Source organism: Streptomyces sp. NPDC058231 (assembly GCF_042882275.1).
Lineage (GTDB): Bacteria > Actinomycetota > Actinomycetes > Streptomycetales > Streptomycetaceae > Streptomyces.
This window is the reverse complement of record NZ_JBHVWN010000001.1, coordinates 132164-145283: the sequence shown is the minus strand read 5'-3', so window position 1 is coordinate 145283 and position 13120 is coordinate 132164. Positions and strand designations below refer to the sequence as shown.

Sequence of the window (13120 nt, the reverse complement as noted above, 5' to 3'; positions counted from 1 at the left end):
CCGCCACTAGGCGTCAACCAAAATGCGGGGCGACGGGGGGGAACGGGGGGCGGGGGGGGGCGTTACGTGGCGCCGCCCGTCGGAGGACGGCGCCACTGCCGGAGGTCAGCCGTTGCGGTGTGCGGCAGAGCGGCGACGGCGAAGCACGAGGGCGCCCGCGCCCGCCAGGACGGCCGCGGCCGCGGCCGATCCGGCGAGTGCGGTGGTGCGGTCGCTCGTATCTGCGGTCGGCTGCTCACCCGCGGCCACGCCACCACGGGGCTCGGCGGAGCCGCGCTTCGGGGGCGCGCTCGGGGCCGGGCTGGGCCGGGTGCCCGCGGCCACGCGGCCACGGGGCACCGCCGACGGCGTCGCGACCCGCGTGGGCCGGGTCGAATCGACCCCTCTGGCGGGCGCCGGGGTTCGCCCGGCGGTCGTCACCGAAGGCTTGGGCGTCGCGTCGGAAGCGGTCGATGCGAGCGCCGTGGTGGAGGGGAGGAGCACCGCGCCCGCCGCGACGGCGGCGAGGACAGCGGTACGCAGGGACGGATGGGGACGGTGGGACATGCAAGGCTCCAGTTCCAGCCCGGCCTCGGTGATGCCTGGATGCCGGTGGGCACCAGGCGCCGGACATGTCGTCAGCCTGGCGTGAACTTATGAAGAACCTGTCAGATACCTGTGGTCATCGCATCAGCCCGATCGGGATCGCACCCACCCGCTCACGCCCCGGATCCGCGCCCCGGCGCACGCGGTGGTCCGCTCGCCCGTGACAGCTCGGCCGCCGTCCTCGGACCCGGCTCCACGGGCAGCCGTAGTGTGAAGACCGAGCCTTCGCCCTCCGTACTCACCGCGCTCACCCCACCCCCGTGCGCCTCGGCGAGTTTCCTGACGATCGCCAGTCCCAGACCGCTGCCGCCGGTGCGCCGGTTGCGTGACTTCTCGGCCCGCCAGAAGCGGTCGAAGACATGACGGAGATCCTCGGGCGAGATGCCGCTGCCCGTGTCGGCGACGTCGATCAGTACCGCGTCACCGGAGTCGGAGCCGTACGCGCGCAGGGTGATGTGTCCGGCCGGCGGGGTGTGGCGTACCGCGTTGGACACCAGGTTGCCGATGGCCTGCCGCAGCCTCACCGGATCGGCGGTCAGGGCGGGGGCCGGAACTCCGGCCGCATCCGTGCGCACCGTCAGTGTGACGCCGGCCGTCTCCGCCCGCGCCTGGTGCGCGGCGGCCACCTGGCCGAGCAGCTCGCGGATCCGTACCGGCCGGGGATGCAGACGCAGTGCGCCCGCGTCGGCCTCGGCCAGGTCCTGCAGGTCGTCGATGATGTGCTGCAGTTGTACCGCTTCTTCCAGGAGCGAGGAGACGAACGCCGGATCGGGGTCGGCCAGGCCGTCCTGTGCCGCTTCCAGCCAGCCGCGGATATTGCTCAGCGGGGTCCGCAGCTCGTGGGCGACATCGCTGACCATCACCTTCCGCTGTGCCTCCAGGCGCGCGAGATGCGTCGTCATGTCGTTGAAGGCGGCGGCCAGTTGCCCTATCTCGTTGTCCGCGGTGACCGGAACGGGTACTGACTCCGCGCCGTCCCGCATCCGCTGGGCCGCTCCGGTGAGTGCCTGCAGCGGCCGTACGAGCCGGGCCCCGGCCAGCACCGAGGCACCGATGGTGAAGGCGAGGACGAGGGCTGCGACACCCGCGATACGCGCGGTGTTGGCCGGGGAGAGATCGAATCCGGGCACCGTGGCGCCGCCCGAGTCCCCGATGTACAGCAGCGCGGGTGAGGCGACGTACGAGCTGAGCTGTTCACGGCGAGCGGTGCCGACGCACGACGCGATCGCCCGCTCGTTGTCGCTGCTCTGCACGGCCGGTGTGGGGACAGGAGCGAGGGTGGCGACGGCCCGGCGGTCCGGTCCGATGCTCGGTTCCGGCTGGGCGCCCTGGCCCCAGGAGAGGTCCAGACGCAGGTGGACACCCGCGCGCCCCTGGCGGTCCAGGCAGGCATCGGCCAGCTGGTTGAGTGCGCTCAGTGCCTTCTTCTCGGTTCCGGTGGGCTCGTCCAGCGCGTCGGTTGCGCATCGGGTGCCGAGGATACGGTCGGGGTCGTTGCCCACGATCTGGATGCGGGGGCGTCCGCTCGGCCCCTCGACGACGTCCGAGGCGATCCCGGCGTCGTTCAGGCAGGCCACGCCCCGGTCGGCGGCACGACGCAACCGTGTACGTTCCGCGGCAGGCAGCCGGAACGGCCCTACGGCCCGCGGGTCGACACGGTCGGCCGCGGTGTCGTGCGACCCGGTGGACTGTGCGGCGAGGGCAGTGTCCACGGACAGCGGGTCGACGATCGCCGACGCCTGCGCCGGCAGCGCGGGTGGGGATGACCCGGTCGCCGAGTCGGCGATGACCGCCCGGCCCTGGGTGGTCAGGGCGACCCGGCGACCCGACTCCGCCGCCAGATCGCGCACCGTCCGTCCGACCCCGTCCCACCGGGGGTGGCCCGCCGCGTAACCGAGCAGCTTGTTGTAGATCCGGGCGTCCGCGGTGAGATTCTGGCCCTGCTCCTGCTTGATGGCACCGGATGTGGTCTGCACGGCGAGCCAGGCGGTCGCCGCCACCGAACAGGCCGCCACCAGTACCGATACGGTCAGCAGGCGCCCCAGCAGACTCTTGCGGAGCGGCAGCCGCTGCCGGTCCCGACCGCTGCGGTGAGGCGGCCGCCCCCGTCCGTCACGACGAGGCACGCGACGCACTCTTCTCGGGGTCGGTCAGTTTGTAACCCACGCCGAAGACGGTGAGCAGCCGCGTCGGCTTCCGTGGGGCGGGCTCGATCTTCTTGCGCAGGTTCATGATGTGCACGTCGACGGTGCGATCGCTGATGTACCGGTCGAATCCGTGCAGTTCCTCCAGGAGACGCTGCCTGGTGAAGACCCGGTCGGGCTCGGCGGCCATCGCGGCGAGGATGCGGAACTCGCCCGGTGTGCACTCCACATATCCACCGGCGACCGATATCTCGTGCCGGGCGGGGTCGACCCTGAGCGTGCCCACGGACAGTACCTCGTCGGCGGAGTCCGGGGCCGGGTGCACCGTCGCGGCCCGGTTCGTGCGGCGCAGCAGCGTACGGACCCTGGCCATCAACTCGCGCGGACTGTACGGCTTGGTCATGTAGTCGTCGGCGCCGAGGTCGAGACCGAGCAGCAGATCGTCCTCGGTGGTGCGGGCGGTCAGCATCAGCACCGGGACCTCCCGCCGTTCGGACCGCAGGACACGTACGACGTCCAGGCCGTCGGCCCGCGGCATCATCACGTCGAGGACGAGCAGGTCGGGCTCCTTGTGCCGCACCTTGTCGAGCGCGGCGAGGCCGTCGCGTACGACGGTGACCGCGTGACCTTCGTGTTCGAGGTAGCGGCGGACGAGTTCGGCCTGCTTCTGGTCGTCTTCGGCGACGATGACGTTTGCGCACACCCGGTCGATCGTAGGCGAGTGAGCCAGGTTGCCCGGTGGCCGATCCGGCGGGCGGAGCCGCCCTCTTCGGTACGGAGTCCGCGCCGGTGGCTCTCCGCGGCCGGCATCGGGGAGGTCGGGCGCACCCGCCGTTCAACGGTCCGGGCGGAGCTGTTCGGTCCAGATGGTCTTGCCGTCCTGGTTGTAGCGGACGCCCCACTGGTGGGCGAGCTGGGAGACGATGAACAGCCCCCGACCGCCTTCGTCCACGACCCGGGCGTGCTGCAGATGGGGTGCGGCTCTGCCGGCGTCCGTCATCTCGCAGGTGAGTGTGCGCTCCAGGATGAGGCGCAGTTGCAGGGGCGGGGATCCGTAGCGCAGCGCGTTGGTGGCCAGTTCGCTGACGATCAGCTCTGCGGTGGACGTGGTCTCCTCGTCCAGGTTCCAGTCGTTGAGCCGGCGCCGGGCGAGGGACCGGGCTTCGCCGGCGGCCGTCGCGTCGGGGGTGAGCTGCCAGGTGGCCATGTGGTCGGGGGGCAAATCGGTGGTACGTGCCAGGAGAAGCGCCGCGTCGCCCTGTGGGTGCCGGTTGCCCCGGGCGTAGACGACGTCGTCGCACAACTGCCGCAACGAGCGGTCGGACCGGCCCAGCAGACTGCGGAGCCGGCTCGGATCCCTGTCGTCTTCGCTCTCCTCCTCCGCGTCCGTCTCCGGGAGCAGGGCCGCGGTGTAGAAGGCGAGGGTAGTGCCCACGGGGAGTTGGATGCTCGCCGAGGCCCTGGGCAGGATCTCGGCGCAGCCCAGCGGGGGGCCTGCCGGGATGTCGCAGACGCAGGTTGTGCCGTCGGGGTCCACGACGACCGGTGCGGGATGACCCGCGCGGGCGATGGTGCAGGTACGGGTGACGGGGTCGTAGACCCCGTAGACACAGGCCGCGGTGAGCCGCTCCTTGTGCAGGGGGTCCGCCGGCGGCAGCGCCGAGCGTTCCTCGGCGAGGCGATCGGTGGTGTCGTGGAGCCTGGCGAGCAGTTCGTCGGGGGCGAGGTCGAGTGCGGCCAACGCGTGGATGGCGGTGCGTAGCTGGCCCATGGTGGTGGCGGCGACGATGCCTTGACCGTTCGCGCTGCCGGTGACCAGTGCCGTGCGGGCGCCGGGCAGGGCGATGGTGTCGAACCAGCTCGCGCCCCGGTCCGCGGGGAGGTGCAGCCATGCGGTGTCGACGGCCGGCTGCGGGGAGGGGCTCTGCGGCAGGAGCCGGCGCTGCATCGTCGCGGCGATCGTCCGCTCCCGGGTGAAGCGGCGGGCGTTCTCGATGCACAGCGCGGTGTGGGCCGCCAGTTCGAGGGTGAGGTCGATGTCGTCCTCGCCGAACGGCTCGGTCTGCCCGCAGCGGTAGAGGCACATCAGCCCCAGCACCGTGCCGCGCAGCGTCAGCGGCGCCGTGATGAGCGAATGCGCTCCCGCGGCACGGATGGCCTCGGCGCGCGCCGGGGCCGCCGCGAGCCAGGCCCTGTCGGTGGTCAGGTCCACGAGCCGTGGATGCAGGTCGGACAGGGTCCGGCCGTACGGGGTCTCGTACGGCGCGCTGCGTACGTCGCCGATCGGGTACGCGGGCTCCGTGGCGCGGCTGCGGAACGCGGCACGCCGCAGGGGAACGTCCCGGTTCAGCGGACGGAGCGGGGGCTCCTCGCCGCGTACCACTTCGTCCACGACTTCCACCACGAGGATGTCGGCGTACCGGGGCACCAGGACGTCCGCCGCCTCCTGGCAGGTGGCGACCACGTCGAGGGTCCGGCCTATGTTCTCGCGCACTCGTGCGAGGACGGCGGCATGGACGCGCCCCCGTTCGCGGTCGGTGACATCGACCGTGGAGGTCGCGAGCCCGAGGACCGCACCCTGGTCGTCGCGGAGCCGGAACATGGATACGGAGAACACTCGCTCCCTGCCGTGGTCCGCAGGGAGGCGCACCCGTACCAGGCGGTCGAGGACGGGCAGTCCGTCGTCCAGCACCCTGCGGGCCACGGTTTCCTCGGTCACCGGGTCCGAGAGGGGGTACGCCTCCGCGAGGGGCCGCCCCAGTATGCTCCCGGGCGACATGCCGTGCATGCCCTGGGCGGCGGTATTGACGCGTAGGACCCGGAGCTCGGGGTCGAAGATGTGCAGGCCGATGGGGGACCGGGTGAACAGTGCCTCGATCACGCTGGAACCGAAGGCGCCCGCGCGCGTGCCCTGCACGGGGTCCATCGGCTGCCGCCGGATCTCCCACGCCAGCGCGTCGTCCCGCAGGACCGGCCGTACCCTCAGCTCGCCGGGGACGGTGCTGCCGTCCCGGCGCGTCAGCCGTACCCCGTCCCTGCCGTGACTGCCCGTGGTGCGGAACGAGAGGAATGCTCTCGCCGGAAGGCCCAGCACCTCGGGCGCGGGGAGGCCCATCAACGACTCGGCCTGTCGGCTCCACTCCATGATCACGCCGGAACCGTCGACGATCATGAGCGCGTCACCCGTCACGGCCATGGCACCTCCGTCGACGGTCGGGACGGTCGCGCAGAGTGATCGTCCCGACACTTCGATGATCCCGCAGGTGAGGTGGCGGCCTCGGCCTGAGGAGCACGCGGCGCCGGGTCGGACGCCTGTTCTCAGTGTGCCGCGATGCGCTCGAAGCGGCGATGCCGAGCCGCTGCGAGCCACCCCGGCCGCCGCGTCGCGACCGGTGCATGGGTCGCCGACGACGCGACCGGTCGGTGATTCTCGGACAGCCGTGCCGGTCGATGGTGCCCATATCGCCGGTGCGCAGCCGTCCGTCGTGGAACGACGTTCCGGTGGCTCTGCGCCAGTAGGAGCCGGTTGCCCACGGGCTGCTTGCCTCGATCTCGCCGATACCGGTCCCGTCGTGCGGCAGAGGCCGGTCGGAGTCGGAGCGGATGCGGGCCGCTACCCCGACGAACCTGCACCGTGGAACACGTCGAGCAACCCCTCCGCGTCCACCGTTACACCCTTGACCAGCACCTTCACCCGCCATGGAACGACCGCGGTCCAAGTGGCGGCCGGCACGGCGAATCGAGCTCAGCTGATCGGCAGCGCGCTCTCGGCGCGCTGGGGCGCCGGACATGCCGCGGCAGGGACCGGAGACGGCGTGGGGGAGTCGATCCGCTGCCGCGGCAGCGCTGCCGGACGAAGCGGACGCGGACCTGCGACGACCGCGTAATCCGCTCCCAGGAACCGCGGTTCGAGCAGGCCGGGCTCCTCGCCTAGGGCGAGCTGCACGGCGGCCCAGGGGACGTTCAGCCCGCACTGCGCGAGCTGATGGAGGCCACCGGCGGGGCGGGTGTTGACGTCCAGCAGGACAGGTTCGCCGTCCAGGAGCCTGAACTGAATGTTCGTCAGGTGATGCAGGTCGTACGTCTCCGCGAGCAGCCGGGCCGGTTCGGTCCAGGCGGGGTCGAGCGTGAAGCCGCGGCGGCGGCCGTTCTTCGTACGGCCCACCGCCATCCTGACCCTGCCGTCGGGGCCGGTGAGGCAGTCGACGGAGACCTCCGGTTCGTCCAGGAGCGGCATGACGAGCCAGTCGACCCGGCGTTCGGTGCGGCGCATCGCCTCGACGACCTGCTGCAACGGGACGTACGGACTGGGGAAGCCGCCCAGGTGGAACAGGGAGAACGGTGTCCGCGTGACGATACGGAAGCCGACACCGCCCGCCCCCGCCGCCGGTTTGAAGCACGCCTTGTGTCCGTCCGCCTCCAGGGTCTCGACGGCTGTGAGCAGCTGCTCCTCGGTGTGCACCCGCCACCAGGGCGGCACCGCGATCCCGGCACTGCGGACCTTCTCGTACGTGGTCGCCTTGTCCTGGAACGTGGTGACGGCGTCGGCGGGCGGCGTGAGCAGGGCCGTGCCGAGAGCGGCGAACTCCTCGCGATGGGCGGCGACGCTTGCCTGGTGCAGAACCGGGATGAAGACGTCCACGGCATGCCGGGCACACTGCGCCAGCGCGTACTCGAGATACGCGGCCGGGGACAGCCCGTCCGGTTCGAGCGCCGCGGTGTCGGCGGCGGCCAGCACGGGGGAGTCCGGGTCGCCGTGCGTGGCATGGATCTCCACGGGGCGGCGCTGGGGATTGTCCCGCAGCTGATCCATGAAGAACACGTTCTCCGCGTACGTGCGGTTGAGCCAGACGCGTACGGGAGAGACCATTCAGGCCGCCTTCCAGGGGTCGCGGGCATGGCAGGGCAGGGCCGTGCCCGGTCAGGGAGAGGGAGAAGCACGAAACCGCGGCAGGTGAAGGGAAGCCGCCGGCGGGTGTGCTGGGGGTGATCATAGGGCGCGCATATCCACCCGACTGCTACGTCCGTGTTACGGAATTCGCGGGCACGTGGTTGCATGCCGATTCGACGCGAGTCCTTCCACTTTCTTCCCGATTCGCCGAGCAGCGGCGCACTGCCTGAAACGTCCCGGAAATCCCCTGTGCGCCGAAGGCTCTACGCTCGAGGAGGAAGCGAGGAATCGAGGAATCGGGGAGAAGGAGACGGGAGACAAGCCTGTGGTCGGCGCCCCAGAACCCGAACCATGCCCCACCCGAGCGGGCCGCCTGCGCTCGGTGTCCGGGCAGGAGGTGCCGCTGCGCCACCACGTGGTGCACGGCTACCGCCGCGCGTACCGGATCGCCGGGGACGGCCCGGCGATCCTGCTCATCCACGGCATCGGCGACTCCTCCGCGACCTGGGCGGATCTGATCCCCGACCTGGCGCGCAACTACACCGTCATCGCGCCCGACCTCCTGGGGCACGGGGCCTCCGACAAGCCGCGGGCCGACTACTCGGTGGCGGCATACGCGAACGGCATCCGTGACCTGCTGGGGGTGCTGGACATCGAGCGTGCCACCCTGGTCGGTCACTCGCTTGGCGGTGGCGTGGCCATGCAGTTCGCGTACCAGTTCCCCGAGCGCACGGACCGCCTGATCCTGGTGAGCACGGGTGGTGTGGGGCGCGAGGTCAACCCTGTCCTGCGGGCGGTGTCGCTGCCGGGCGCAGACCTCATGCTGTCGTCACTGAGGCTGCCCGGCATGCGCAGCCAGGTCGACCTCTTCACCCGACTGATCAAGCTTCTCGACACCGACCTGGGCCAGGATGCCGCAGAGCTGCTCAACGTGGTGGATGCCCTCCCCGACGCCACCTCGCGCAGCGCGTTCATCAGCACCCTGCGGTCGGTGGTCGACTGGCGGGGCCAGGTGGTGACCATGCTCGACCGCTGCTATCTGGCGGAGGGCATGCCCACACTGCTGCTGTGGGGATCGCGCGACAGCGTGGTGCCGGTCCGGCACGCCTACGGCGCGCACGCGGCGATGCCCGGCAGCCGCCTGGAGATCTTCCACGGCGCCGGCCACTTCCCCTTCCACAGCGACCCCGCACGCTTCCTCGCCCTGGTCGAGGACTTCGTGCGCACCACGACCCCGGCCGACTGGAGCCAGGAACGGTGGCGGGAGCTGCTGCGCGTGGGGCAGCCCGGCAGCGCGGAGTGGGAGCTGGTCTCCCCGCACCAACGGGCCGTGGAGCGCGATCTGCGCGAGGCGAGTGAGCGCAGCGCCACGTGAGGTCGGCGGACTCCGCGTGCCGGGGTTTGCGGAGCAGGCCCTGCCGCTCTAGGCCTGCCCTCAGACGTCGTCGGGCAGGAGCCGGAACGCCTTGTGGGCCGTGAGCGGTCGCATCATCCGGAAGTCTCGGATTGCGGCTGTCACCCGGCCTGAGCCCCGAACGCGCACGCGGACGCCCGGAGCGGATCAGCAGGTCTATTTTGTGCTGGGTCACAGGCGCGCCCTCGTTCAGGGACGCCGCAGCCTTTTCGAGACGGTGGCCGATCGACTTGACGAACGCCACCAGCTCGATCGAGACGTGCCGACATCAGGTGCGTTCTTGCCCCACTGTCGACGGACCTCGGGCGGAGAAGGCAACACGCAGGGTTCCTTTGTTAAGTAGCGAACCATTCCTTACTCGTCTCTCTGATCAGGGGAAAACCTCACGAGCGTAGGCGGGATCCCCGTCCTCCATGGTCGGCACAGCCCCGTGGCTGTGCGGCGCTGAAGCAGCCCCGGTACGTACCGTCGGTAGACCCATCGGGCCCCGGTCATCGGCCTTCAATCACCGGCCAGGATTCCGTGCCGACGAGCGTCGACAATCGACCACCCCGCCGTGAATGCGGAATGCATTTATTGCATTACGTTGAGTGAATTGGGCGCCTTCAATATGATGCAGGCCACATGGCCTGGGTCACTCTTGTGGCGATTTGAGGCATTTGCCGTGTGGGGTGGGCCATATGGTCGACGTCACTCTGAAGACGGATAGTAGGTCATCTGGATCCGCTCCCCGGTATTGAGGCCGCTTCCTCATTCATTTCCTGCACCCGGTACTAATTGCAGTAGTAAGAGGCGGGCATTGACCTGGGATTCCCTCCCGATTAACAATTCTTGGCATCGCCTCCCGACAGAACAGGAATTACCACGTGCAGATCACCACGATGCCCAAGAAGTTCGCCCGCATGACCAAGACCAAGAAGATCTCGCTGGGCATGGTCGCAGCCGGCGCCGCCGTCATGGCCGGCACCGTCGTCAGCGCCCCGGCCGCCTCGGCCGCCACCCCCGCCCAGTCCGGCGGCAACGTCGACACCTGGATCAAGCAGTCGCTGAAGGTCATGCACGAGAAGGGCATCCCGGGCACCTACGAGGGCATCCGCAAAAACCTGATGCGCGAGTCCACCGGCAACCCCAACGCCATCAACAACTGGGACTCCAACGCCATGAAGGGCATCCCGTCCAAGGGCCTGATGCAGGTCATCGACCCCACCTTCAACGCGTACCACGTCGCCGGCACCTCGACGAACATCTACGACCCGGTAGCCAACATCACGGCCTCGGCCAACTACGCCGCCCACCGCTACGGCTCGATCGACAACGTCAACTCGGCCTACTGATCCGGCCCGACGAAGCACCCCGGTCGCCCAGCAAGTCCCGGGCGAACAGCGCCCCAACGAGACCCACCGGGCGCAGAACCGCAGGCCGTGTCCCCGCGACCGGCCTGCCGACGACCGCCGTTCCCGCAGCCACCGACGGCGCGCCCCGACCCCGTGGCGTACCCCCGCACCGTGGCTGCGGTCGAAGCGGCACCGGTCGGCACGACGTATGACGCGGATGATTCCGAGGCCGGCCGGTTGACACGGTCCCGCTGGCCGACGGAGCCGATCAACGGGTAGTGGTCGGAGAGATTCGTGTACGTGTAGTCCGCACCCCAACTGGAGACGGTCTCCCGCTTCCCGCACTTTTCGCAGCGCCCTGAAATCAGCAGCGCCCTGAAACCCACGGGGAACCGTTGCCGACAGTGCAGAATCATCTCGTCCCCCCCGTCAGCATCTGCGGCCGCCGGCGGACCGGTTACGGTTCAATGGTGACCGCCCGGTCCCGCGGAAGCGCGATCTCCATCGGCCCCGGGGCCGTCGGCATGCTGTGGGACTGCGTCCGTACGAGAGGACAGGCAGGGCCTGTGTGATGAGGACGTTTTTCGCGCCCGAGGAGACCGAGGAATTCGAGGCAGCGCGTTCGCTGCTGATCCGTCGGACGGTTCAGTGGGCCCGTGAGCGGGGCGAGAGCGTGGACCCCTTCGTCGTCGAGACGGCGCTCGAATATCGCCACCGAGGTACCTGCGACGGGCGGCTGGGGCTGTGGGAGCCCCGGCACATCGAGGAGTATCTGCTGGACTGGCTGCCGCGCACAGTCAGCGTGCTGCCCGGCGAAGAGCCGGCGGATGCGCCCGGCACGCTCGCAGCCCTGCTGCGCTACCTCGATGCGATGGGCCTCAGCGACCCGCGCGGGGCCTCGCCGGCCGACAACCTTGCTGCGATCGAGACCCTCACACCGCGGTACGCCCCCGCCATGGCTGACCGCAGCCGCTGGGGAATGGCGAAGTTCTGGGCGGTCACCGCGGCCGAGCAGGGGTTCGATGTCCAGGATCCGGCGGCGCTCGAAAGCTTCGTGGAGCAGGCTCAGCAAGGCGAGGTGCCGTACGACCAGGACGTACTGGACGAGGTGTTGCGCAACCACCTGACGCGCGGCCCGACAGAAGCGACACGCGCCGAACCGCAGCTGCCGGTCCTGCTGCCCGCGGAGAAGGAGCTGCGGGCACGCGCCGAGACGTCCCGCGCGCTGCGGTGGCTGCGAGGGATCGTCGACTGGGCGGGCCCTGAGGGGCGCGTGCTCACCGCGAAGGGCAACCTGCGAATGGCGGACGCGCGAACCCTCGTCGCCGAGCTGGGGACAGGCGACCCGGTGGACGCGGTGCGATTCTCCACGCAGCTGCCGCGGCTGAGGCTTGCGGTCGAGTGGGCGAAGAAGGCCCGGCTGGTACGGGTGGCCAAGGGGCGGCTGTACGCGGTCGCCAAGGCGCAGCCCCTGCTGCAGGACCCGCTCGCGCTGTGGCGGCTCGCCTTCGAGGCATTCCCCGAGCTGCGCATGCCACTCCTGGGAACCCGCAGCGGCCGACACGTCGGGTCGATGCTCTTCGACAGCTTCGAGGACACCGTGCCGGATGTTCTCAACACCCTCTACAGCCTGCCGCACGCCATGCCCTGGCCCCGGCTGCGCGACTCGCTGCACCTGCGCTACCGCGCCGAGCACGAACTGATCGGGCACTACGCCTGGCAGACGGAACTCGGCCACGCGGACCGTGATCTGCGCACCGCACTGGACGTGTTGGAGGACCTGGGCGCGATCAAGCGGCACGAGGGCATGGCGGACCCGGTCTTCCTCGACATACCGCTCGAGGAGTCCGTGTTGCCGCCCGCCGGGATGCCGCCGGAGCTCGCCGAGCTCTTCGGCGTCGTCGCCGGTGGACACGGGGAGAGCGATGATGCCGCAGAGCGGAGCAAGGAACAGCGGGCGGAACTGACCGACGGACCGGTCGAGTTGATCCGTCTCACCGCCCTCGGCCACGACTCCGTACGTCGCCGGCTGCTCGCCGAAGGGCGGGATGCCCCGCGCGTCGGTGAACTCGCCCACGCCTCCGCCGCCGGGCTCCTCGGCGTCATCGCCGAGCACTACGACCCGGACGCCGCCCGTACCGAACTCGCTGCCTGGGTCGCCGCCCGGGAGAGCTCTGCCGAGGCGCTGCAGAAGCTGACCGACGCAGTGCGCGCGACCCCGTTCCGTACCCGCGCCGAAGCCTTGCTGGACGCACTCGTCGACGCGCACCCGGACGGCGAAGCGCTGCTGCGCGGCCTGCGCGGCGACCCGCTCCTGGGCCCCACTGCCCTGAGTGTCCTGGTGCGCCGGGAGGTCCTCGGTGCCGAGGACCTCAACGAGCCCGAGAGCCTCGTCATGGTCGCCGAGAGTCTGCTCCAGCTCCTGGAGACAGCGGGCCCCGAAGGCTTGCTCGAATTCCTGGGAGGCCAGGAACTCTCCGCGCACAAGGCTCTTGAGGCCGCTCTCGCATCCGGTCACCCCGACCAGGCGGGTCTGGCGGATCTGAGGACGGTCGCCGAGCAGGCCCGTCGGCGGCCGGCCGCGCATCTCGGCCGCAGCCATCAGCGGCGCCGACCGGGCGCAAGCGGCAGGGGTAGGGGCGGCAGGCGGCGGCACTGACGCCGCCGGGAACGAGGCAGAGGAAGCAGCGGAGGCCGCCGGCCGGGGGCCCATTACGTAGCGACGACGCATTCCGCGATTTGCGAACAGGCG

At 70.5% G+C, this 13120-nt stretch carries 8 protein-coding genes; 3 read left to right on the top strand and 5 right to left on the bottom strand.

Going from position 1 to position 13120, the window contains the following annotated elements:
• Positions 1-105 precede the first annotated feature (105 nt).
• The 5 genes from ACFVXE_RS00570 to ACFVXE_RS00550 all read right to left on the bottom strand — a co-directional run bounded on the left by ACFVXE_RS00570 (position 106) and on the right by ACFVXE_RS00550 (position 7599).
• The gene (locus tag ACFVXE_RS00570; protein ID WP_389667737.1) at positions 106-546 is read right to left on the bottom strand and encodes a hypothetical protein; all 441 of its coding nucleotides are present in this window, start codon (positions 544-546) and stop codon (positions 106-108) included.
• 152 nt (positions 547-698) lie between these two features.
• Positions 699-2711, bottom strand: a complete 2013-nt coding sequence (locus ACFVXE_RS00565; protein ID WP_389667735.1) for a sensor histidine kinase — start codon at positions 2709-2711, stop codon at positions 699-701.
• On the bottom strand, positions 2698-3432 hold the full coding sequence (locus ACFVXE_RS00560; RefSeq protein ID WP_389667733.1) for a response regulator transcription factor: 735 nt from the start codon (positions 3430-3432) through the stop codon (positions 2698-2700). The genes ACFVXE_RS00565 and ACFVXE_RS00560 overlap by 14 nt, the downstream gene beginning before the upstream one ends.
• 132 nt (positions 3433-3564) lie before the next feature.
• Entirely contained in the window at positions 3565-5925 is a 2361-nt protein-coding gene (locus tag ACFVXE_RS00555; protein ID WP_389667731.1) for a SpoIIE family protein phosphatase, read from the bottom strand.
• Between the two features lie 549 nt (positions 5926-6474).
• Entirely contained in the window at positions 6475-7599 is a 1125-nt protein-coding gene (locus tag ACFVXE_RS00550; protein WP_389667729.1) for an ATP-grasp domain-containing protein, read from the bottom strand.
• A gap of 403 nt (positions 7600-8002) precedes the next feature.
• Between ACFVXE_RS00550 and ACFVXE_RS00545 the strand changes: the two genes are divergently transcribed.
• The 3 genes from ACFVXE_RS00545 (at position 8003) to ACFVXE_RS00535 (ending at position 13027) form a co-directional block, all read left to right on the top strand.
• Complete coding sequence (locus ACFVXE_RS00545; protein WP_389667727.1) at positions 8003-8995, top strand: alpha/beta fold hydrolase; 993 nt, start codon at positions 8003-8005, stop codon at positions 8993-8995.
• A gap of 920 nt (positions 8996-9915) precedes the next feature.
• A complete protein-coding gene (locus ACFVXE_RS00540) occupies positions 9916-10368 on the top strand; it encodes a transglycosylase SLT domain-containing protein (protein WP_389668076.1) in 453 nt (150 codons plus the stop codon).
• A 571-nt stretch (positions 10369-10939) separates the two neighbouring features.
• Positions 10940-13027: a hypothetical protein gene (locus tag ACFVXE_RS00535; protein ID WP_389667725.1), complete on the top strand. Its 2088-nt coding sequence runs from the start codon at positions 10940-10942 to the stop codon at positions 13025-13027.
• Positions 13028-13120: the final 93 nt, after the last annotated feature.